The following is a 20,381-nucleotide window of genomic DNA, read 5'->3' on the forward strand; positions in this document are numbered from 1 at the left end:
AGGAGGAGAATGAGGGCAGTCCGTCTGGAATCGATCGCATCCATGGCGATGCGCGTGGTCGAAAAGCCGAATGCCGGGCCGGGAGAGATTATCGTCCGGGTTCTGGCCGCCGGCATCTGCGGGTCCGACCGGCACATGTACAAGGGTGAATATCCGACGGCGATCCCGGTGACTTTGGGACATGAGTTCTGTGGTCTCGTCGAGGAGGTGGGGGAAGGCGTTTCGTCATTTGTGGGTGGTGAGCTCGTCACGGTGGACCCGAACATTGCTTGCGGTACATGCCCCGCCTGCCGGCGCGGACGGCCGAACCTGTGCGCCAATCTGGCGGCTATCGGCGTAACGCGCGATGGCGGCTTCGCCGACTATGTGGCGATTCCGTGCGGCCAGGCTTTTGCGCTGCCTGCGGATCTCGATCCCGTCCATGGCGCCTTTTGCGAGCCGCTGGCCTGTTGCATTCATGCCATCGACAAGGCGCAAATCCACGCGGGCGACAGCGTTGCCATATTGGGCGGCGGTGTGATCGGCCTGCTCATGGTGCAACTGGCGCGCCTGGCGGGCGCTGGCCAGATCATTCTGATCACGAGGCAGTTGTCGCGGCGGGAAGCGGCTTTGCGGCTGGGGGCGACGCAGGCTCTCGATCCGACGGCGACAAATGCGGTTGCCGCTGTGCGGGATGCGACCGACGGGGGCGTGGATGTCGTCATCGAATGTGCCGGCGTTCCCGAGACGCTGCAGACCGGGATGCGGATGGCGCGGCGCGGCGGTGTCTTCGTGCTGTTCGGCGTGACGCCCTCGGGTCTCGAAGTGCCCGTTCTGCCGTTCGATCTGCTTGTCAATGAAGTCGAGATCAGGCCGGCCTATCTCAATCCCTTCACCCATTCCCGGGCTGCGGCCATGGTGGCGAGCGGGATTCTGGAGCTGGATTCGCTGGTGACAAGGACGATCGGCCTCGAGGAGGTTGCGAGCGTGGTCGGCAACGCGCCATCGGCCGGCGAAATCAAGGTTATCGTCAGGCCGTGAATTTCGCCTCCGGGCCGTTGCCGTTCATGTGCGGACAGGACCGGTCGAGTCGCGCTCGATCAAGGTGACGGGCACTTTGACGACGATGTCCTTTCCGGATTCACGGCCGGTCCGCTGCCCTTCTATCAATGCCTCCAGCCGGCGGACTGCCTGCGCGCCGACATCGCGGATGGGCTGCGCGACGGTCGTCAGCCGTGGAAAGACATAGGCCGCCTCCGGCAGGTCGTCGAAGCCGACGACCGAATAGTCGCGGGGTACGGAAAAGCCGCGATCCTGAACGGCATGGATTGCGGCAATCGCCGAAATATCGGTCGTGCCGATGATTGCCGTCACCTCGGGCCGGGAGGCCACCAGCTCCCTGGCAAGCGGATAGGTGGCCGCAAAGCTGTGCTCCTCGGCCATGCTGACGACGGCGGGCGCGAGACCGCTCTCTGCCATCTCCATGGCGATGCCCTGAAGGCGAAGCTGAACGGGCTGGCTGTGGGCGGGCGCGCCGACGATGCCGATCACACGATGGCCGAGCCCGATCAGATGACGCGCCATCAGCCGTCCGCCTCCTTGATGATCGGCCATGATGGCGTCGTTTGCGATGCCGGCAAGTTCACGGTCGATGGCGACGATGGGGATATGCGTCTCGCGCAAAGCCTCGAAATGCGCGGTGTTGCCGAAGGCGCTTGCCACGATGACGCCGTCGACGCGCTGCGAGAGCAGCATGGAGATATAACGCGCCTCGTGATCCATGTTTTCGGCGGTGCTGCAGATCAGCGTCTGATAGCCGCGGCCGAACAGCTCCTGCTCGATGGCATGGGCAAGAATACCGAAAAATGGCACGTCGATCGACGGCAGCATCAGCCCGATCATCCGGCTCGGCGCCCCCCGCAACATGCGAGCGCCCTTGCTCGGCGTGTAGTTGAGCGTGCGGATGGCGGCTTCCACGCGCTCGCGAAGCTCCGGAGAGGCATAGCCGCTGTTATTGAGAACGCGCGAGACCGAGGAGACCGACGTTCCCGCAAGCTTGGCGATATGTCGGATGCTGGGTGTCACTTGCTCGCGTTTCTTTCTGGCGGTCGGATCGTCACGAGGCGAAGTGTGAGGCACGATCATCTCGCTACGGACTAAATCATTGGCGCGACGCGGCATCAAGCGTCGGCGCGGTCATTTATATCCTGCCATGGCTCTCGCGACCACCATGGCCTGCCGCGCATCGCATCCCCGTTCGTCTTCGTTGCGCTGCGTCGTTGACGTCGTTCATGCGCCGATCCGCACCCCGGATAAAGCATGAGAAACCGGCCGGCCGGCGACGTTCACCCACCCTGGCATTTATAAGATTTTTATATCTTCCGCTTTCCCGCCGTCTCGAACCTTAATGCGGTTCGGTCGCATATTGCGTGCGGAAGATGCATCCCAAGGGCTCTTCCTCGGCGGCAGGAAAAAGAGGCGCTTCCAGCAAGGGCGCTCTCCATCGTTTCTGCATTCAACAATAACAATCAAGGAATCGCGATCGATGATGGACATCATTCTTGTCGGGATCGGCGTTTTATTCTTCCTCCTTTGCATCGCCTATACCAGGGCTTGCGACAGCCTCTAGCCGGAGAGACGACAATGCTTCTCGATTACGTTCTCGGTGGCGGCGTGACGCTCTTTCTCACCGTCTACCTGGTCTACGCTCTCATTCGCCCCGAGCGCTTCTGACAGCGCTGGATAGGGAAAGTTACTTCCATGACCTTCAACGGATGGCTTCAGATCCTCATTTACATCGGGATCCTTCTCCTGCTCGTCAAACCGCTCGGCGGCTACATGACGCGTGTCTTTACCGGCGAGCGCACCTTGCTTTCTTATGTCCTTCGCCCGGTGGAGCGGGGGCTCTATCGGCTGGCCGGCACGAATGAGCGCGAAGAGCAGCATTGGACGACCTATTCCGTCTCCATGCTGCTGTTCAGCCTTGCCGGCTTCCTCGTTCTTTACGCGCTGCAGCGGCTGCAAGGCGGCCTGCCGTATAATCCGGCCGGCATGACGGCAGTTGGCCCGGAACTGTCCTTCAATACCGCAACGAGCTTCGTCACCAACACCAATTGGCAGAACTACGGCGGCGAAAGCACCATGTCCTATCTGGTGCAGATGGCCGGCCTGACGGTGCAGAACTTCGTGTCCGCCGCAACCGGCATTGCCATTGCCATTGCGCTGATCCGCGCCTTTGCGCGCGCCTCGGGCAAGGCGATCGGCAATTTCTGGGTCGATATGATCCGCGCGACGCTCTACGTGCTTTTGCCGATCTGCATCGTTCTGACGCTGGCCTTCGTCTATCTCGGCGTGCCCCAGACGCTTGGCCCTTACGTGGATGCGACGACGCTCGAAGGCGCGCAGCAGACGATTGCCGTCGGTCCCGTTGCCTCGCAGCTTGCCATAAAGATGCTGGGTACGAACGGCGGCGGCTTTTTCAATGCCAACTCCGCGCATCCCTTCGAAAACCCCGATGCCATCTCCAATCTCCTGCAGATGCTGGCGATCTTCGTCATCGGAGCGGCGCTTACCAACGTCTTCGGCCGCATGGTCGGCAGCCAGCGTCAGGGCTGGGCTATTCTGGCGGCGATGGGCACCCTGTTCATCGCGGGCGTGATCGTGACCTATTGGGCCGAAGCAGCCGGCAACCCGCTGATCCATGCGCTCGGCGTCCAGGGCAGCAATATGGAAGGCAAGGAAGTCCGCTTCGGCATCGCGGCCTCCTCGCTGTTCGCCGTCATCACCACGGCGGCGTCCTGCGGCGCGGTCAACGGCATGCTCGACAGCTTCACCGCAATCGGCGGCCTGATCCCCCTCATCAACCTGCAACTCGGCGAAGTCATCGTCGGCGGCGTCGGCGCAGGCTTCTACGGCATATTGATGTTCGTCATCATCGCCATCTTCGTCGCGGGCCTCATGGTCGGCCGCACGCCGGAATATCTCGGCAAGAAGATCGAGGCCAAGGAAGTGAAGATGGCCATGCTTGCCGTGCTTTGCCTGCCTGCCGGCATGCTGATCTTCACGGCGATCTCCGCCGTGCTGCCCTTTGCCGTCGCTTCGGTCGCCAACGCAGGTCCGCACGGCTTTTCGGAAATCCTCTATGCCTACAGCTCGGCGGCCGCCAACAACGGTTCGGCCTTCGGCGGTCTGACCGGCAACACCAGCTGGTACAACATCACGCTCGGCCTCGTCATGCTCATCGGCCGCTTCCTGGTCATCGTTCCCGCGCTTGCGATTGCCGGCTCGCTGATCACCAAGAAAACGGTTCCCGCTTCCGCCGGCACCTTCCCGACGGACGGCCCGCTCTTCGTCGGCCTGCTCGTCGGCACGATCCTGATCGTCGGCGGGCTCACCTTCTTCCCGGCGCTGGCGCTCGGACCGATCGTCGAACATCTGTCGATGATCGCGGGCCAGACCTTTTAAGGAAGTGGACCATGAGCCAACCGCTTCTGAGCAGGCTTAGAAAGATCATCGATCCGCGCCCCTTCGACAGGGGGCGTGGTCCGGCCGGAGCGGCCTGCGCGTCCGACGCCATTTTGCTGGCGATGGTTGCCCTGTTTCTCGGCCTTGTCGTCTTCGGATTCCTAATCGGCTGATCGGCACGTTCCGATCCGACGTTTTCCTCTTCACGCTGGAGCCTCTTATGAGCCAGTTAAAATCAGCGAGTATTCTGGATTCTCGCATCCTCGTTCCGGCGGTCGGCGCTGCTTTCAAGAAGCTGAACCCGCGCACGCTTGCCAAGAACCCCGTCATGTTCGTGGTCGCCGTCGTCTCGATGCTGACGACCGTCCTCTTCCTGCGCGATCTCGTCACCGGCGGCGGCAATCTCGGCTTTTCCCTGCAGATCAATATCTGGCTGTGGTTCACGGTGCTGTTTGCCAATTTCGCCGAGGCCGTCGCCGAAGGCCGCGGCAAGGCGCAGGCGGATTCGCTGCGCAAATCGCGCACCGAAACCCAGGCGAAGCTTCTGGCCGGCAACAGCCGCACCGACTACAGGATGGTGCCCGGCACCAGCCTGAAGGTCGGCGACGTCGTTCTTGTCGAAGCCGGCGACATCATTCCGTCGGATGGGGAAGTGATCGAAGGCGTGGCCTCCGTCAACGAAGCGGCGATCACCGGCGAATCAGCCCCCGTCATCCGTGAATCGGGCGGCGATCGCTCGGCCGTGACCGGCGGCACGCAGGTTCTCTCGGATGAAATCCGCGTGCGGATCACCGCCGCCGCCGGTTCGACCTTCATCGATCGCATGATCGCGCTGGTGGAGGGCGCCGAACGGCAGAAGACGCCGAACGAAATCGCGCTCAATATCCTGCTTGCCGGCATGACGCTGATCTTCGTGCTGGCGACCGTCACGATCCCGAGCTTTGCCGCCTATGCCGGCGGTTCGATCCAGACTGTGGTGCTGGTTGCTCTCTTCGTGACTCTGATCCCGACCACCATCGGCGCGCTGCTGTCGGCAATCGGTATTGCCGGCATGGACCGTCTGGTGCGCTTCAACGTGCTTGCCATGTCGGGCCGTGCCGTCGAGGCCGCTGGCGACGTCGACACGCTGCTGCTCGACAAGACCGGCACGATCACCCTCGGTAACCGCCAGGCGACCGCGTTCCGCCCGGTACGGGGTATCAGCGAGCAGGATCTCGCCGATGCCGCCCAGCTTGCATCGCTTGCCGACGAAACGCCGGAGGGCCGCTCCATCGTCGTGCTCGCCAAGGAGAAATATGCGATCCGCGGCCGCGACATGACGAGCCTGAAGGCAACCTTCGTGCCTTTCACCGCCCAGACCCGCATGAGCGGCGTCGACCTCGAGGGCTCCTCGATCCGCAAGGGCGCCGTCGATGCCGTGGTGGCCTATGTCGAAGGCGCGGCCAACGGTAACGCGGAAGGGGCAGCCGTCATGTCCCGCACATCGAGCGAGATGCTGCGAGAGTTGCAGACCATCGCCGACGAGATCGCCAAGGCCGGCGGTACGCCGCTTGCCGTTGCCCGCGACGGCCGCCTGCTCGGCGTCATCCATCTCAAGGACATCGTCAAGGGCGGCATCCGCGAACGCTTTTCCGAGCTGCGCCGCATGGGCATCCGCACGGTGATGATCACCGGCGACAATCCGCTGACGGCGGCAGCCATCGCCGCCGAAGCCGGTGTCGATGACTTCCTCGCCCAGGCGACACCGGAAATGAAGCTGGCGCTGATGCGCCAGGAGCAGGCGCAGGGCAAGCTCGTCGCCATGTGCGGCGACGGCACGAACGACGCCCCGGCGCTCGCCCAAGCTGACGTCGGCGTTGCCATGAACACCGGCACGGTCGCCGCGCGCGAGGCCGGCAACATGGTCGATCTCGACAGCGACCCGACGAAGCTGATCGAAATCGTCGAAATCGGCAAGCAGCTGCTGATGACCCGCGGCGCTCTGACGACCTTCTCCATCGCCAATGATATCGCCAAGTATTTCGCCATCATCCCGGCGATGTTCATTGCCTTCTATCCGCAGCTGAAGATGCTGAACATCATGGGTCTGGCGACGCCGCAGAGCGCCATCCTCTCGGCGATCATCTTCAATGCGCTCATCATCGTCGCGCTGATCCCGCTGTCGCTGAAGGGCGTCCGCTACCGGCCGATCGGCGCGGCCGCGCTGCTCAGTCGCAACCTGCTGATCTACGGCCTCGGCGGCATCATCGTTCCTTTCATCGGCATCAAGGCCATCGACCTGGCGATCACCGCCGTCGGCCTTGCCTGAGGAGTTTCTCTCATGCTCAAACAAATCAGACCCGCAATCGTCATGATCGTCGCCACGACCGTCCTGGCCGGTCTTGCCTATCCACTTGCCATGACAGGCGTCGCCCAGGCGCTCTTCCCTCATCAGGCGAACGGCAGCCTGGTGGAGAAGGACGGCAAGGTGATCGGTTCCAGCCTCATCGGCCAGAGCTTCACGAGCGACCGGTATTTCCACGGCCGTCCGTCGGCGACGACCGGAACGGACCCGAACGACGCAACCAAAACGGTTGCTGCGCCTTATAATGCGGTCAATTCCATGGGTTCGAACCTCGGCCCGACCAATTCGAGCCTGATCGCCCGCATCAAGGGCGACGCCGCGACGCTGCAGGCGCAGAACCCGGACATGCCGGTTCCGATCGACATGGTCACGACGTCGGGCAGCGGTCTCGATCCGGACATCTCGCCCGATGACGCCTATTTTCAGGTTCCGCGCGTCGCCAAGGCCCGCAACATGGATGAGGCCAAGGTTCGGGCGCTCGTCGACGCCGCCGTCGAGCCCAGGGAACTCGGCGTTCTGGGCGAGCCCGTGGTCAATGTGCTGGCATTGAACCAGGCACTCGATGCTTCTATGAGTCAATAAGTTGAAGGGGTTGAGGCGGCTGCCGCCGTCTCGGCCTTGCCAGGAAAGCCGATCCACCGATGGCAGACGACAGCCGCGACATACCAAGCAGACCTTCGCCCGATGCCCTTCTCGAAAGGGCGCTGGCCGAGACGCGCGGGCGGCTGAAGATTTTTCTCGGTGCGGCGCCCGGAGTCGGCAAGACTTACGAGATGCTGATGTCCGGCAAGGCGAAGATCGCGGATGGCGTGGATGTCGTCGTCGGCATCGTCGAGACCCATGGCCGCAGCGAGACGCAGGCCCTGCTTGATGGCTTCGAGATCATTCCGCGCGCTCATGTCGATTACAAGGGGCGCTCGCTCGAGGAAATGGATCTCGATGCCATCCTGAAGCGCCGGCCCGAGCTGGTGCTGGTCGACGAGCTTGCCCATACCAATGCGCAGGGCAGCCGCCACCCGAAGCGTTATCTCGACGTCAAGGAGCTTCTCGAACGCGGGATCGACGTTTATACGACGCTGAATATCCAGCACGTCGAAAGCCTGAACGACGTCGTCTCGCAGATTACGCGTATCCGCGTGCGCGAGACGGTGCCGGATTCCGTCATCGATCTTGCCGACGATGTCGAGATTATCGACCTGACGCCGGACGATCTCATCAAGCGGCTGCATGACGGCAAGGTCTATATGTCGAAGACCGCCGAAAGGGCGCTGACCAATTATTTCACGCCGGGCAACCTGACGGCGCTGCGCGAGCTGGCGCTGCGGCGTACCGCCCAACGCGTCGACGACCAGCTCCTGACGCATATGCAGGCGCACGCGATCCCGGGGCCGTGGGCGGCCGGGGAGCGCGTGCTCGTCTCCATCGATCATCATCCGCGCTCGGCCTCGCTGGTGCGCTATGCGGCACGCATGGCCTCGCGCCTGCGCGCGCCCTGGGCTGCGGTCTATGTCGAGACCAACCGCTCCATCAGCCTGACGGAAGCGCAACGCGACACGATTGCCGCAACGCTGAGGCTCGCCGAGCAGCTTGGCGGCGAGGCCATCACCATTCCGGGGCGGGAAGTGGCGGAGGAGCTGATTCGTCACTCTGCCAGCAACAATGTGACCCACATCGTCATCGGTTCGCCGAAGATCGGGTCGTGGCGGGATTGGTCGCGCCGTTCCGTTTCCTACGATCTCATCCGCAAGGCAGGCGAGATCAGCGTTCACGTCATTTCCGGCAGCGATGCGGATGGCCGCGCTGCAAGCCGCGGCGTCAAGGCCGCGGCCGCGCCGCCGCCTTTCCAGCTGCGCGGCTACGTTCTGGCAACGCTTTATGTCGCCATCGCTCTGGGTTTCTGCGTCATTCTCGATCAGGTGCTGGACGTGCGCAATCTGGCGCTGGTCTTCCTGATGGCGGTTCTCGCCAGCGCGGTAACGCAGGGTCTGCGGCCGGCGCTCTATTCCTGCTTTCTCGGTGCGCTTGCCTTCAACTACTTCTTTCTGCCGCCGCGTTACACGCTGACGATCAGCGATCCGGAAAGCGTGCTTGCCTTCTTTTTCTTCCTCGGCGTCGCGGTGATCGCAAGCAACCTGACGGCGACGGTGCAGCGTCAGGCGGCGGCGGCACGCCAGCGCGCGCGAACGACGGAAGATCTTTATCTCTTCTCCAAGAAGCTTGCCGGCACGGGCACGCTTGACGACGTATTGTGGGCAACGGCCTTTCAGCTGGCCTCCATGCTGAAGCTGCGGGTCGTGCTGCTTCTGCCCGAACACGGCACGATCGCGGTCCGCGCCGGCTATCCGCCCGACGACACGCTCGACGATGCAGACATCGCGGCGGCGCGCTGGGCCTGGGAACACAATCATGCTGCCGGCCGCGGTGCCGATACGTTGCCGGGCGCCAAGCGCCTCTATGTTCCGCTGCGCACCGGCCGCACCGCCGTCGGCGTCATAGGCCTCGACAGCGATCGCCGCGATGGCCCGCTTCTGACGCCGGAGCAGCAGCGGCTGCTCGATGCGCTCGCAGATCAGGCGGCGCTCGCCATCGAGCGCGTGCAGCTGGTGGCCGATGTCGACCGGGCCAAGCTCGCCGTCGAGGCGGATCGGCTGCGCTCCGCGCTGCTGACGTCCATCTCGCACGACCTGAAAACGCCGCTTGCCGCCATTCTGGGCGCGGCAGGAACGCTGCGTGATTATCTGGACACGCTGCCGCATGAGGACCGCGTCGATCTTTTGTCGACCGTCATCGACGAATCCGAGCGTCTCAACCGTTTCATCGCCAACCTGCTCGACATGACCAAGATCGAGTCCGGCGCCATGGAGCCGAACTATGCGCTGCATTATGCCGGCGATATCGTCGGCAGTGCGTTGCGGCGGGCGGTCAAGATCTTGGCCCGTCATCGCGTCGCCGTGCAGATGCCTGCGGACCTGCCCATGGTGAAGGTCGATCCGGTCCTGTTCGAGCAGGTTCTGTTCAACCTTCTCGACAATGCCGCCAAGTACGCGCCGGAAGAGTCGGCCATTCGCCTGGAAGCCTGGGCGGATAGCGACAACGTCGTGTTCAGGGTGATGGACGAGGGGCCGGGGATTCCTCCTGGCGATCTCGAACGAGTCTTCGATACTTTCTATCGCGTGCGCAAGGGAGACCAGGTGCGCGCCGGCACCGGCCTTGGCCTTTCCATCTGCCGCGGCTTCATCGAGGCCATGGGCGGCACGATCTCCGCCGGCAACAGAACGGATCGGCAGGGGGCCGTCTTCACCATCCGATTGCCGAAACCGACAGATATTCCGAAGCTGGATGAACTGAAATGAACACCACTGCCGTCAAGATTCTCGTCGTGGACGATGAGCCGCCGATCCGGAAGCTGCTGCGCGTCGGCCTCGGCGCGCAGGGCTACGTCGTCAACGAGGCGCAGAGCGCTGCGTCGGCCCGGGCATCGGTCGATGAGGACCAGCCCGATCTGATCGTGCTCGATCTCGGCCTGCCCGACAAATCGGGCCAGGACCTGTTGCTGGAATGGCGCGAGGATGGAGTGCAGATCCCCGTCGTCATCCTGTCGAGCCGCACCGACGAGGCCGGGATCGTCAGGGCGCTGGAAAGCGGGGCCGACGACTACGTGACCAAGCCGTTCGGCGTCAACGAACTGGCGGCCCGCATCCGCGTGGCGCTGCGCCATCGCTTGCAGCAGCAGGGCGAGAAGGCGATCTTCCAGACCGGCGGACTTTCCATCGATCTCGTCAAGCGCATCGTCAAGGTCGATGGCAGGGAGATCAGGCTTTCGCCGAAGGAATACGATATCCTGCGCGTTCTGGCGCAGCATGCCGGCAAGGTGCTGACGCATCAGTTTCTTCTGAAGCAGATCTGGGGGCCGGCCGCCGATGTGCAGTATCTGCGGGTCTATGTTCGCCAGCTCAGGCAGAAGATCGAAGAGGTTCCCGATCAGCCGCAATATATCACCACGGAGACAGGTGTCGGCTATCGGCTGCGTGAGCCCGATTGAGATCCCAAGGGCTGGGAACCCGTCGCCGAGTGGCCTGACCGCGATCCCGCGACGATGAAAATCATTCCGGAACTATCGATTGCTCGACCTTGAGTGCGACCATGGACCTTTCCACGATCATCCTTCCCGAACACGTCTTCATCGGTCTGTCGGCCCCGACCAAATGGCGGGCGCTGCAGATGCTGTCATCGAAGGCGGCCGGTTGCTTCGATGTGGACGAAGGAACGGTTCTGCGGGCCCTGGAGGCGCGCGAAAAACTCGGCACGACCGGGATCGGCAATGGCGTTGCGGTTCCGCATGCCGCCATTGCAGGCATGACCAGGCCGCGGGGATTGATGGTGCGCTTCGCGCATGCGGTCGATTTCGAGGCCATAGACGATGTGCCGACGGAATGGGCATTCGTGCTGCTGTTCGGGGAGCAGGGCCGGAGCGACTATCTCAACGTGCTTGCCGCGATCGCCCGACGGCTGCGCACAGAGGATATCCTGACGGCGATGCGGCAGGCAAAGAGCGCCGATGCACTCTATTCCGTCTTTATGTTCGACACCATGAGGTGACGGCGAGTTCGTGCCCGGAACGTTGTCCGGGAATGTGATTTCACTTTTCCGGATTCTATGGGATGCTGTTCTCCCGAGCTGCTCAAAACGGGAACGGTCTTCGTTACTTTATACGACCAAGTTGATAGGGTTTAAGGACAAACGAAGGGGGTGCATCCATGCAGACGATAAAGCTTTCCCGGCTTCTCGCCACCGCAGTTCTGATCGGCAGTTTCTCGGTTGCGGCGATTGCGCCGAGTTGGGCGGCGGACAAGACGCTTCTCAATGTTTCCTACGATCCGACGCGAGAATTATATAAGGATTTCAACGCCGTCTTTGCGGCGAAATGGAAGAAGGACACCGGCGAAACCATCAATATCAAGGCTTCGCATGGCGGCTCCGGCGCTCAGGCCCGTTCGGTCATCGACGGTCTGGATGCCGATGTCGTGACGCTTGCGCTCGAAGGCGATATCGACGCGATCGCCAAGGCGACGCATAAGATCCCCGCCGACTGGAAGACCAAGTTCCCGAACAATTCCGTTCCCTACACTTCGACCATCGTCTTCCTGGTGCGCAAGGGCAACCCCAAGGGCATCAAGGACTGGCCGGATCTGATCAGGGACGGCGTCGAAGTCATCACGCCGAACCCGAAGACATCGGGCGGTGCGCGCTGGAACATTCTGGCGGCCTGGGCCTGGGCCAAGCAGGCCAATGGTGGCGACGACGCCAAGGCGCAGGAATATCTCACGCAGCTCCTGAAGCATGTGCCGGTTCTCGATACCGGCGCGCGCGGATCGACGACGACGTTCGTGCAGCGCGGGCTGGGCGATGTTCTGCTCGCCTGGGAGAATGAGGCATATCTCTCGCTCGACGAGCTCGGTCCCGACAAATTTGAAGTCGTGACGCCGTCTTTTTCGATCCGTGCCGATCCGCCGGTCGCCGTCGTCGATGGCAATGTCGACAAAAAGGGCACGCGCAAGGTCGCCGAGGCCTATTTGAACTATCTGTACTCGGATGAAGGCCAGAAGATCGCGGCCAAGCATTACTACCGGCCGATCAAGCCGGAAGCGGCCGATCCCAAGGATATCGCCCGCTTCCCGTCATTGAAGCTGGCAACCATTGACGATTTCGGTGGCTGGTCTCAAGCTCAGCCGAAGTTCTTCGATGATGGCGGCATCTTCGATCAGGTCTACAAGCCGGGGCAATAAGGCTGAATGCATTCTATAACCCGCAAACGGTGGCGGTTACGGCAGCCGAGCGTCATTCCGGGCTTCGGATTGGCGCTCGGCGTTACCTTGGCCTGGCTCATCCTTATCGTTCTCATTCCGCTATCGGGATTGCTGTGGAAGAGCAGCGCTCTCGGCTGGTCGAAATTCTGGGCCCTGGCCCTCGACGTGCGCACGCTCTATGCGCTTCGCATGAGCTTCGGCGGCGCCTTCATCGCCGCGCTCGTCAACGCGGTGCTCGGCCTCATTCTGGCCTGGGTGCTGGTGCGCTACCGCTTTCCCGGCAAGCGCATCATCGACGCCATGGTGGATCTGCCGTTCGCGCTGCCGACGGCGGTCGCCGGCATCGCGCTGACGACGCTCTATGCGCCGAACGGCTGGATCGGGCAATTTCTGGCTCCGCTCGGGATAAGGATCGCCTTTACTCCTCTCGGCATCGTCATCGCGCTGATTTTCGTCGGCCTGCCGTTTGTGGTGCGAACCGCGCAACCGGTCATGGAGGAAATCGACCGTGAAGTCGAAGAGGCGGCGGCAACCCTGGGGGCGACCCGTTTCCAGACCATTACCCGCGTGCTGCTGCCGGGACTGGCGCCTGCAGCGCTCACCGGCTTTGCGCTGGCTTTTGCGCGTGCCGCCGGCGAATACGGCTCGGTGATCTTCATCGCCGGCAACAAGCCCTATGTCTCGGAAATCGCGCCGCTGCTCATCGTCATCCGCCTCGAGGAATACAATTATGCGGCGGCAACGGCCATCGCGACGGTGATGCTGTTCATTTCCTTCACCATGCTTCTGATCATCAACCTCATCCAGTCGTGGAGCAGAAGGAGGTATGGCTATGGCACATGATCTTTCTGCCGCCGGTGCGGCGGAGCATTCCGTCATCACGGAAAGCCGGGCCGCCCGCATTATCTTCGTGGCGATTTCGCTCACGTTTCTGACGCTGATGGTGCTGCTGCCTCTGGCTGCCGTCTTCGTGGAGGCCTTTCGCAAGGGCATCGAAGCTTTCTTCGATGCCCTGGTGGACGAGGATACGTTCGCGGCAATCCGGCTGACCTTGATTGTCGCCGGCATCAGCGTGCCGCTCAATCTCGTCTGCGGCATTGCTGCGGCGTGGGCGATCGCCAAGTTCGAATTCAAAGGCAAGGCCTTCCTGACGACGCTGATCGATCTGCCGTTCTCCGTTTCCCCGGTGATATCGGGCCTGGTCTTCGTGCTGCTGTTCGGCTCGAACAGCCTGCTTGGCCCGTGGCTGCAAAGCTACGGCATCCAGATCCTGTTTGCAGTTCCCGGGCTCGTGCTTGCGACGATGTTCGTCACGTTTCCCTTCGTCGCGCGCGAGCTGATCCCGCTGATGCAGGAGCAGGGCAATGCCGACGAGGAGGCTGCACTCTCGCTGGGAGCCAATGGCTGGCAGACCTTCTGGTATGTCACGCTGCCGAACATCAAATGGGGGCTGCTCTACGGCGTGCTGCTCTGCAATGCCCGCGCCATGGGCGAGTTCGGCGCCGTTTCGGTCGTTTCGGGCCATATTCGCGGCGAGACCAACACCATGCCGCTGCAGGTCGAGATCCTTTACAACGAATATAATTTCTCCGGGGCCTTTGCCGTTGCCACGCTCCTGGCTCTGCTCGCCCTTGTCACCCTTGTACTGAAGACGCTGCTGGAAATGCGCTATAGCGAAGAGATCGCTGCCAGCCGGCGTCATTGAAGGAATTCTCGATGGAAGTTCGCGTTCAAAACCTGCGCAAGGAATTCGGCCGCTTTCCCGCATTGCATGATGTTTCCCTGGATATTCGTTCGAGCGAACTGATTGCGCTTCTCGGCCCGTCCGGTTCGGGCAAGACAACATTGCTGCGGCTGATTGCCGGGTTGGAGACGCCGACGGAGGGCAAGATCTTTTTCGGCGAGGATGATGCTTCGCGCAAAACCGTACAGCAGCGCAATATCGGCTTCGTGTTTCAGCACTACGCGTTGTTCCGGCACATGACGGTGCTGGAAAACATTTCCTTCGGGCTGAAGGTCCGCTCGGCGTCGCGCCGCCCGCCGCGCGATGAAATTCGTCGCCGCGCGATGGAATTGCTGGAGCTGGTGCAGCTCAACGGACTGGAGAAGCGCTACCCCGCACAGCTTTCCGGGGGACAGCGGCAACGCGTGGCACTGGCGCGCGCCATGGCGGTCGAGCCGAATGTGCTGCTTCTCGACGAACCCTTCGGCGCTCTCGATGCACAGGTCCGCAAGGATTTGCGCAAGTGGCTGCGCGAAATCCATGACCGGACCGGCCATACCACCGTTTTCGTAACACACGATCAGGAGGAGGCGCTTGAGCTTGCCGATCGCGTGGTCGTGCTCAACAAGGGCGCCATCGAGCAGGTAGGCACGCCCGACGAGATCTATGACGCACCGAATTCACCCTTCGTCTACGGGTTCATCGGCCAGTCCAATCGCGTGAAGGTGCGTATCGCCAGCGGCGAAATCTGGTTCGAGGACAAACCCCTGAGGCTGAGCACGCCGCATGAGCCCGATGGCGAGGCCTTTCTCTACTTCCGTCCGCACGACATCGAACTTTGCGAAGGCGACGGCGGCGCGATTGCCGGTCTGCTTGCCGCAAGCCGGCGTGTCGCGGGCACTCGCCACCTCGAGATCGATATCGGCGCCGGCCATGAACGCATCGAGATCGAATTGCCTCCGAACAAGGCGGATACGCTGGACCGCAATCGGATCGCCTTCAGGCCCACCCGCTGGAGACTGTTCCGCAACGATATCTGACGATCACGTTGCGCCGGCATCTGCTTGCCGATCAGTCTTCCGGATGGGCCGCTGAAGCGAAGCCGCCGCCCTGATAGATGACTGCCGGATCGTTCGGATCCTCCGGCGGCGTTCGCGACAGGATTTCCGCCCGCCAGGGAGTGGCGCTGTCGCGCGGTTTCCAGCCGAGGAATGCGGCATTGCCGTTGTCCCACCATTGCTCGTCGTTGTCGGAGACGCCGTAGACGATCGTGTGTCCGAGCCGCGGGGCATCGAAGGCGCAGCCGCAAAGAGAGAGAAAATCCCTGACGCTGAACCAGGTGGCGAGCATGCGGGTATTCCGCGGCTCGGGGAAGCAGGAACCGATGCGTACCGAGAGCGTTTCCTGGCCGAACTTGTCGAAGTAGAGGCTGGCGACCGCCTCGCCGAACACTTTCGAGACGCCGTAAAGCGAATCCGGCCGGGTCGGCACCCTGTTGTCGATGAGCTCGTCCCGGCGATAGAAGCCGATCGCATGATTGGAGCTTGCAAAAACGATGCGCGGCTTGCCGGCGGCGCGCGCCGCCTCATAGAGATTGTAGAGGCCGACGATATTGCCCTGCAGGATCATGTCGAACGGTTTTTCGACCGAGACTCCGCCGAGGTGGATGATGCCGTCGACGCCGGTAACGAGTGCCTCTACCCCGTTGCGATCGGCGAGGTCGCAGGCGACGAAACGCTCGTTCGGACGCAGGTCGTCGATGGACGCGAGGTCGGACAGCACGACCTTCTCGGCGATTTGCGACAGCAGCGGCCTGAGCGCCTGGCCGACGCCACCGGCAGCGCCGGTCAGCAACAGAGTTTTCAGCATGAATTGTCTCCCGGATCAGTCGTTTCGGCGAACAGACTATAAAATGACCTACCGGCGGTCATCCTGTAAGTCTGCGGAGTCAACATGAAATATATCAGCGGTGTCCGGAGCATGATGCCGAAAGATGCAAGCGGTTTTCGGATGACATCCGGCCCTAGGCGGTACGCGAGTGCATTATGGTGGCGCTGTCGAGCGTTTCCAGGCTGACGACGGCCTTGATAGGCAGGTGGTCCGAAGCGATGCGGGCCAGCGGCGAGTCGTGCACCTGGACCGCGGAAATCATGCCGCGCCGGTTGGCCATGATGCGATCGAGAGCCAGCAGCGGCAGTGTCGAGGGAAAGCTGGGAACGGCCGGCGGCAGCGGCCCGAACGCGTTCTGAAAGGTGCTGAGGGACGAGCGGTCGCCCAGGCGCCATTCGTTGAGATCGCCAAGCAGGATGGTCGGCGTTTCGCTGCCGTCGCTCATCAGGTCGACGATCAGGCGTGTCTGCTGGGCCCGCGAGCGGTGCAGCAGACCGAGATGCGCCGCGATGATCCGCAGGCTTCCGCCGCGCGCCAATTCCAGTTCGGCAATCAGGGCGCCGCGCGGCTCCAGTCCCGGCAGGCTGATTTGATGGACATCGCGCACCGTGCCCTGCTTGAAAAGCACGACATTGCCATGCCAGCCGTGGGCCTTGGAGACGCCGGCGACGGGCACGGGGATAAGCCCGGTCTCGCGTTCGAGCCGGCGCAGATCGAGGATGCCGGTCCGCTCCCCGAAGCGGGTATCGGCCTCCTGCAGGCCGATGACATCGGCGTCGATTTCGTGAATGACGCGGCTGGTTCTTTCCGGATCGAAGCGGCGGTCGGCGCCGACGCATTTGTGGACGTTATAGGAGGCGATCAATGTGCCTTCGGGGCGATCCGGCTTGCCTGCCGGCTTATGGTGCGATTTCTTTCGGTTCTTCAGGCTTTCCAGAATGTTCGCTCGGAGACTTTCTTTCTTTTTTCGCATCTATCCGTCGACCGTTCCTTCATCAGACCATGTCGGGCACTTGCAGGGGAGTATAGAAAGCGATGGTCCGGCTTGTCATGTAAAAAGGCTGCGACGAACGCAGATTGTTCATGGGGCCGACGATCACAGATAGGGCGAGCCTAGCCAGAGAATCTTTTCGATGAGCCGCACGACAAAGGGCCGCGCCCGCAGCTTTTCGAGATCGACGGGGTGCGCCGTGTCCAGGATGGCGCCGATATGTGCGTCGATCGTGCCGGCAAAGCCGCGATCGAGCACCTCGAGATCCACCTCGAAATTGAGCCTTAGGGAGCGCGGATCGAGATTGGATGAGCCGACATAGGCCCAGGTTCCGTCGACCGCCAGCAGCTTGGAATGGTTGAACGGCCCCGTGGCACGCCAGATGCGGCAATAGTTCTTCAGCATCTGGTCGAACTGGGCCGTCATGGCGCGGTCCACCAGCACGAGGTTGTTGGCCGTCGGCACGACGATATCGACCTCGACGCCACGCCGGGCCGCCGTGACCAGCGCACTGATCAGCTCCCGGTCCGGCAGGAAGTAGGGCGACATGATGCGGATCGATTTATGCGCCACCGACAGCGCGCCGATCAGCATCTTGTGGTTGGTTTCGACGCTGCGGTCGGGGCCGGACGCGACGACGCGCATGAAGACCGGTGCTCCCGGCTCATTGGAGGGGGCCGCAATCCGCCATTCCTCGCTATTCAGCATTTCGCCCGTGGCGAAGCGCCAATCCTCGGCGGAGGTGTTGAACAGATCGGCGACGGCAGGCCCCGTCACGCAGAAATGCATGTCGCGGGCACAGTGGTCCTGTGCGAATTCGCGGGTAAAGCCCTGGCGGATGTTCATGCCGCCGGTAAAGGCGATTCGCCCGTCGATGGTCAGAATCTTGCGGTGGGTGCGCAAGTTGGCATAGGGCAATCTGAGGCCGATGATGACGTTGCCGTTGAAGACATCGACCTGAACGCCCCCTTCCTTCAGATAGCCCATGATGCTCGGCACCGAATAGCGGGCGCCGACGGCGTCGATCAGCACGCGCACGCTGACGCCGCGTTTGGCGGCGGCAATCAGGGAATCGGCGATGCGCAGGCCGATGGGGTCCCGATCGAAGATATAGGTTTCCATCAGGATACTGCGCTCGGCGCCGTCGATGGCGGCCTTCATCGCCGCATAGGCGACATCGCCGCTGGTCAGCATTTCTATGGTGTTGCCGGTGCTCATCGTATAGCGCACGACACGGTCGCCGAGCGTCTTCATCGAGCCGAAACGGTCGCCGAAGCGCCGCCGCACCTGTTCGTCATCGGCATCGAAGCTGGCAAGCTCGCCGTTCGCATCCTTGCGGAAAAACGCCTCGCGCTGCGAGCTGAGCGATGCGCGGCGGATACGATTGATACCCGCGACCGCATAGAGCAGCGCGCCGATGATGGGCGACAGGATGACGACGCCCACCCAGCCGATTGCCGCCCGCACATCTTCCTTCGTCATTGCCGCGTGGATCGCGGCGGCTGCCCCCATGGCGACGGACAGGACAGCGAGAATTTGGCCCCAATGGGCAGCCAGAAGGTCGATCATGGCGCAAGTATATCTTTGCCCGCAAAAGCTGCAATCCGCTGTCTTGCGATCTTCGGGGCGGTGTCGATAGCGGTGCGAAAACTCATCGTATTAGATATTTTTAATTGAACCCTGTTGTTGCCGCCTTCATACTTAGTGCGCTTCGGCTGCTTCGCTACCGTCCCCCACGGTAACTCTGTCTTTTGTTTGAAGCGCCACTGCGGTTCGAGAGTCGAGACCGAAGAAAAGAGCTTTGGCATTTTCATCGCCATGGCGTCTTGGCTGCTCGGGGGAGGTGTGAAAGCCCGCATTTCAAGAACGGGCGTTGTTCATCAAACTTGTTCAATGATGCGAACGGAGAACGGCAGATGTTGGAATCTCGGGACGAATGGATCCAAAAGCGGGCATACGCCATATGGGAGGAGGAGGGGTATCCCTCCGGGCGCGATGTCGAGCACTGGGAGCGGGCGAGCGGCGAGCGCATCGCGCTTGAGGAAAGCGCCATGACCGGCAGCAAGGTCGACGTCAAGCCCAAGGTTAAAGTCAAGAGCAAGCCGGCGCTTGCCTCAGTGGCCGTCGCCGACGCGAAGGCCGCCAAACCGGCGGAAAAGAAAGCCACGAAGAAAGGTGCTGCGGCAAAGGCATAGCCTCGCCTGCTTCAGGAGGTTTGAGGGAGATGGATCGGCCCGATGGAAAATCGGGTTGCTCCTTCCTCTTCCGCGCAGCCTTGGCGGATATTCCAACAATTCCGGTGATTTGGCCGCGATCCGCGAAATAGCTGTCACACATCGATGCTACCTATTGCGAAGGGAGCCTCGCAATGAACGGTTGTTATATCGATGATGCGGAGATGACGGGGTGCGGCGATGCTCGCGGCCTGCCGTTCCCGGCGCTTTTCCGACAGCATGAGGGGGCTGCGGTGACATCCCTTCTGTTCCTTGCGGCAATCTATCTCCTGGCGGCCTTCATCCTTGTGCTGATCGTCGATCGTTCGGTCGGCATGTTCTTTCCGGCCTCCGCGAAGCAGCTTGCCACGCCGCCGCATGACCCACGATTCCGGGTACTCCCGGCCGATCGCAATTCTCCCGGTCACACGTCGGAACCTTTTCCATGACGATGGGTTCGTCTCTCGTTCCGTAGAGGAGAGAGATCATGCCACGAGGAGACAAATCCGCTTATACCGATAAGCAGAAGCGCAAGGCCGAGCATATCGAGGAAGGATATGAGGACCGCGGGGTTTCCCATGGGGAGGCGGAGCGGCGCGCATGGGCGACCGTGAACAAGGAAAGCGGCGGCGGCAAGAAATCCGGCTCGGGGCGAGGCCATCCGGAAAATCATGAATCATCCGAGAAGGGCGGCAGGATCGGCGGAAAGGCGTCGGCGAACCGGCCTGCATCCGCCCGTTCGGCATCCGCGAAGAAAGCCGCGGCAACGCGCAAGCGGCACGAGCATCGCTCTCATTCGTGATCTCGTGCCGCCGAAGAATGCGTTGCCATGGGTGGTCATCGCAGGCTCGATCTCTTACGCTGGGCCGGCAATGCAAGCAGACGATCGCGAAAGAGGCTAACGGGGATTGCGTGCAGATTGCGCATCGATCCTGGCCTTTGAACCTATTTCACCCGCGGGAGGGAAAGC

General features: G+C 62.2%; 21 protein-coding genes. 16 read left to right on the forward strand and 5 right to left on the reverse strand.

Features of this window, described 5'->3' with window-relative positions; all coding sequences use genetic code 11:
• Window positions 1–9: 9 nt before the first annotated feature.
• On the forward strand, window positions 10–1,020 hold the full coding sequence (locus ACJJVH_RS22115) for a zinc-dependent alcohol dehydrogenase family protein (protein WP_113434718.1): 1,011 nt from the start codon (window positions 10–12) through the stop codon (window positions 1,018–1,020).
• 24 nt (window positions 1,021–1,044) lie between these two features.
• Here the strand turns inward: ACJJVH_RS22115 and ACJJVH_RS22120 are convergent, their stop codons facing one another.
• Window positions 1,045–2,064 carry a LacI family DNA-binding transcriptional regulator gene (locus ACJJVH_RS22120; RefSeq protein ID WP_412066140.1) on the reverse strand — a complete coding sequence of 340 codons (1,020 nt, stop codon included), beginning with the start codon at window positions 2,062–2,064 and terminating at the stop codon, window positions 1,045–1,047.
• A gap of 558 nt (window positions 2,065–2,622) precedes the next feature.
• Here ACJJVH_RS22120 and kdpF point away from each other — a divergent pair.
• The 12 genes from kdpF (at window position 2,623) to ACJJVH_RS22180 (ending at window position 15,357) form a co-directional block, all read left to right on the forward strand.
• Window positions 2,623–2,712, forward strand: a complete 90-nt coding sequence (gene kdpF / locus ACJJVH_RS22125) for a K(+)-transporting ATPase subunit F (RefSeq protein ID WP_112799649.1) — start codon at window positions 2,623–2,625, stop codon at window positions 2,710–2,712.
• A 27-nt stretch (window positions 2,713–2,739) separates the two neighbouring features.
• The gene (gene kdpA / locus ACJJVH_RS22130; protein WP_113356935.1) at window positions 2,740–4,443 is read left to right on the forward strand and encodes a potassium-transporting ATPase subunit KdpA; all 1,704 of its coding nucleotides are present in this window, start codon (window positions 2,740–2,742) and stop codon (window positions 4,441–4,443) included.
• 11 nt (window positions 4,444–4,454) lie between these two features.
• Window positions 4,455–4,616 (forward strand): hypothetical protein, encoded by a 162-nt coding sequence (locus tag ACJJVH_RS22135; protein ID WP_162704008.1) that lies wholly within the window; start codon window positions 4,455–4,457, stop codon window positions 4,614–4,616.
• A gap of 47 nt (window positions 4,617–4,663) precedes the next feature.
• Window positions 4,664–6,751 carry a potassium-transporting ATPase subunit KdpB gene (kdpB, locus tag ACJJVH_RS22140; protein ID WP_113356934.1) on the forward strand — a complete coding sequence of 696 codons (2,088 nt, stop codon included), beginning with the start codon at window positions 4,664–4,666 and terminating at the stop codon, window positions 6,749–6,751.
• A gap of 12 nt (window positions 6,752–6,763) precedes the next feature.
• Window positions 6,764–7,369: a K(+)-transporting ATPase subunit C gene (locus ACJJVH_RS22145; RefSeq protein ID WP_412066141.1), complete on the forward strand. Its 606-nt coding sequence runs from the start codon at window positions 6,764–6,766 to the stop codon at window positions 7,367–7,369.
• 59 nt (window positions 7,370–7,428) lie between these two features.
• Window positions 7,429–10,140 (forward strand): DUF4118 domain-containing protein, encoded by a 2,712-nt coding sequence (locus tag ACJJVH_RS22150; RefSeq protein WP_412066142.1) that lies wholly within the window; start codon window positions 7,429–7,431, stop codon window positions 10,138–10,140.
• Complete coding sequence (locus ACJJVH_RS22155; protein ID WP_112799660.1) at window positions 10,137–10,829, forward strand: response regulator transcription factor; 693 nt, start codon at window positions 10,137–10,139, stop codon at window positions 10,827–10,829. Before ACJJVH_RS22150 ends, ACJJVH_RS22155 begins: the two co-directional genes overlap by 4 nt.
• Window positions 10,830–10,930: 101 nt before the next feature.
• Entirely contained in the window at window positions 10,931–11,386 is a 456-nt protein-coding gene (locus ACJJVH_RS22160) for a PTS sugar transporter subunit IIA (protein ID WP_412066143.1), read from the forward strand.
• Between the two features lie 158 nt (window positions 11,387–11,544).
• A complete protein-coding gene (locus ACJJVH_RS22165) occupies window positions 11,545–12,573 on the forward strand; it encodes a sulfate ABC transporter substrate-binding protein (RefSeq protein WP_113356930.1) in 1,029 nt (342 codons plus the stop codon).
• A gap of 6 nt (window positions 12,574–12,579) precedes the next feature.
• A complete protein-coding gene (cysT, locus tag ACJJVH_RS22170) occupies window positions 12,580–13,437 on the forward strand; it encodes a sulfate ABC transporter permease subunit CysT (RefSeq protein ID WP_113356929.1) in 858 nt (285 codons plus the stop codon).
• Window positions 13,427–14,299, forward strand: coding sequence for a sulfate ABC transporter permease subunit CysW (cysW, locus tag ACJJVH_RS22175; protein ID WP_112799667.1), 873 nt, complete (start codon window positions 13,427–13,429; stop codon window positions 14,297–14,299). The genes cysT and cysW overlap by 11 nt, the downstream gene beginning before the upstream one ends.
• An 11-nt stretch (window positions 14,300–14,310) precedes the next feature.
• Window positions 14,311–15,357 (forward strand): sulfate/molybdate ABC transporter ATP-binding protein, encoded by a 1,047-nt coding sequence (locus tag ACJJVH_RS22180; protein WP_112800261.1) that lies wholly within the window; start codon window positions 14,311–14,313, stop codon window positions 15,355–15,357.
• 31 nt (window positions 15,358–15,388) lie between these two features.
• Here the strand turns inward: ACJJVH_RS22180 and ACJJVH_RS22185 are convergent, their stop codons facing one another.
• The 4 genes from ACJJVH_RS22185 to ACJJVH_RS22200 all read right to left on the reverse strand — a co-directional run bounded on the left by ACJJVH_RS22185 (window position 15,389) and on the right by ACJJVH_RS22200 (window position 19,018).
• Entirely contained in the window at window positions 15,389–16,186 is a 798-nt protein-coding gene (locus ACJJVH_RS22185) for an NAD-dependent epimerase/dehydratase family protein (protein ID WP_113384417.1), read from the reverse strand.
• 154 nt (window positions 16,187–16,340) lie between these two features.
• Window positions 16,341–17,180, reverse strand: a complete 840-nt coding sequence (locus ACJJVH_RS22190) for an endonuclease/exonuclease/phosphatase family protein (protein ID WP_412066144.1) — start codon at window positions 17,178–17,180, stop codon at window positions 16,341–16,343.
• Between the two features lie 123 nt (window positions 17,181–17,303).
• A complete protein-coding gene (locus ACJJVH_RS22195) occupies window positions 17,304–18,767 on the reverse strand; it encodes a phospholipase D-like domain-containing protein (RefSeq protein WP_113405705.1) in 1,464 nt (487 codons plus the stop codon).
• Complete coding sequence (locus tag ACJJVH_RS22200; protein ID WP_112799674.1) at window positions 18,764–19,018, reverse strand: hypothetical protein; 255 nt, start codon at window positions 19,016–19,018, stop codon at window positions 18,764–18,766. Before ACJJVH_RS22200 ends, ACJJVH_RS22195 begins: the two co-directional genes overlap by 4 nt.
• A 96-nt stretch (window positions 19,019–19,114) precedes the next feature.
• Between ACJJVH_RS22200 and ACJJVH_RS22205 the strand changes: the two genes are divergently transcribed.
• The 3 genes from ACJJVH_RS22205 to ACJJVH_RS22215 all read left to right on the forward strand — a co-directional run bounded on the left by ACJJVH_RS22205 (window position 19,115) and on the right by ACJJVH_RS22215 (window position 20,213).
• Window positions 19,115–19,393: a DUF2934 domain-containing protein gene (locus ACJJVH_RS22205; RefSeq protein ID WP_112800262.1), complete on the forward strand. Its 279-nt coding sequence runs from the start codon at window positions 19,115–19,117 to the stop codon at window positions 19,391–19,393.
• 173 nt (window positions 19,394–19,566) lie between these two features.
• A complete protein-coding gene (locus tag ACJJVH_RS22210) occupies window positions 19,567–19,860 on the forward strand; it encodes a hypothetical protein (protein ID WP_412066145.1) in 294 nt (97 codons plus the stop codon).
• A 38-nt stretch (window positions 19,861–19,898) separates the two neighbouring features.
• Complete coding sequence (locus ACJJVH_RS22215) at window positions 19,899–20,213, forward strand: plasmid stabilization protein (RefSeq protein ID WP_112799678.1); 315 nt, start codon at window positions 19,899–19,901, stop codon at window positions 20,211–20,213.
• The last annotated feature ends 168 nt before the right edge of the window (window positions 20,214–20,381 follow it).

The organism is Rhizobium sp. SYY.PMSO, from assembly GCF_046840415.1.
In the GTDB taxonomy this organism is placed as follows: domain Bacteria; phylum Pseudomonadota; class Alphaproteobacteria; order Rhizobiales; family Rhizobiaceae; genus Rhizobium.

What these genes read in the sequence shown, in the direction of transcription:
- ACJJVH_RS22150 (WP_412066142.1), top strand. Translation starts at nt 7,429, where the DNA reads ATGGCAGACGACAGCCGCGACATACCAAGCAGACCTTCGCCCGATGCC.
- ACJJVH_RS22185 (WP_113384417.1), bottom strand. Translation starts at nt 16,186, where the DNA reads ATGCTGAAAACTCTGTTGCTGACCGGCGCTGCCGGTGGCGTCGGCCAG.
- kdpA (WP_113356935.1), top strand. Translation starts at nt 2,740, where the DNA reads ATGACCTTCAACGGATGGCTTCAGATCCTCATTTACATCGGGATCCTT.
- ACJJVH_RS22210 (WP_412066145.1), top strand. Translation starts at nt 19,567, where the DNA reads ATGAACGGTTGTTATATCGATGATGCGGAGATGACGGGGTGCGGCGAT.
- cysT (WP_113356929.1), top strand. Translation starts at nt 12,580, where the DNA reads ATGCATTCTATAACCCGCAAACGGTGGCGGTTACGGCAGCCGAGCGTC.
- ACJJVH_RS22155 (WP_112799660.1), top strand. Translation starts at nt 10,137, where the DNA reads ATGAACACCACTGCCGTCAAGATTCTCGTCGTGGACGATGAGCCGCCG.
- ACJJVH_RS22160 (WP_412066143.1), top strand. Translation starts at nt 10,931, where the DNA reads ATGGACCTTTCCACGATCATCCTTCCCGAACACGTCTTCATCGGTCTG.
- ACJJVH_RS22145 (WP_412066141.1), top strand. Translation starts at nt 6,764, where the DNA reads ATGCTCAAACAAATCAGACCCGCAATCGTCATGATCGTCGCCACGACC.
- kdpB (WP_113356934.1), top strand. Translation starts at nt 4,664, where the DNA reads ATGAGCCAGTTAAAATCAGCGAGTATTCTGGATTCTCGCATCCTCGTT.
- kdpF (WP_112799649.1), top strand. Translation starts at nt 2,623, where the DNA reads ATGCTTCTCGATTACGTTCTCGGTGGCGGCGTGACGCTCTTTCTCACC.
- ACJJVH_RS22165 (WP_113356930.1), top strand. Translation starts at nt 11,545, where the DNA reads ATGCAGACGATAAAGCTTTCCCGGCTTCTCGCCACCGCAGTTCTGATC.
- ACJJVH_RS22205 (WP_112800262.1), top strand. Translation starts at nt 19,115, where the DNA reads ATGTTGGAATCTCGGGACGAATGGATCCAAAAGCGGGCATACGCCATA.
- ACJJVH_RS22195 (WP_113405705.1), bottom strand. Translation starts at nt 18,767, where the DNA reads ATGATCGACCTTCTGGCTGCCCATTGGGGCCAAATTCTCGCTGTCCTG.
- cysW (WP_112799667.1), top strand. Translation starts at nt 13,427, where the DNA reads ATGGCACATGATCTTTCTGCCGCCGGTGCGGCGGAGCATTCCGTCATC.
- ACJJVH_RS22115 (WP_113434718.1), top strand. Translation starts at nt 10, where the DNA reads ATGAGGGCAGTCCGTCTGGAATCGATCGCATCCATGGCGATGCGCGTG.
- ACJJVH_RS22215 (WP_112799678.1), top strand. Translation starts at nt 19,899, where the DNA reads ATGCCACGAGGAGACAAATCCGCTTATACCGATAAGCAGAAGCGCAAG.
- ACJJVH_RS22180 (WP_112800261.1), top strand. Translation starts at nt 14,311, where the DNA reads ATGGAAGTTCGCGTTCAAAACCTGCGCAAGGAATTCGGCCGCTTTCCC.
- ACJJVH_RS22190 (WP_412066144.1), bottom strand. Translation starts at nt 17,180, where the DNA reads ATGCGAAAAAAGAAAGAAAGTCTCCGAGCGAACATTCTGGAAAGCCTG.
- ACJJVH_RS22135 (WP_162704008.1), top strand. Translation starts at nt 4,455, where the DNA reads ATGAGCCAACCGCTTCTGAGCAGGCTTAGAAAGATCATCGATCCGCGC.
- ACJJVH_RS22200 (WP_112799674.1), bottom strand. Translation starts at nt 19,018, where the DNA reads ATGGCGATGAAAATGCCAAAGCTCTTTTCTTCGGTCTCGACTCTCGAA.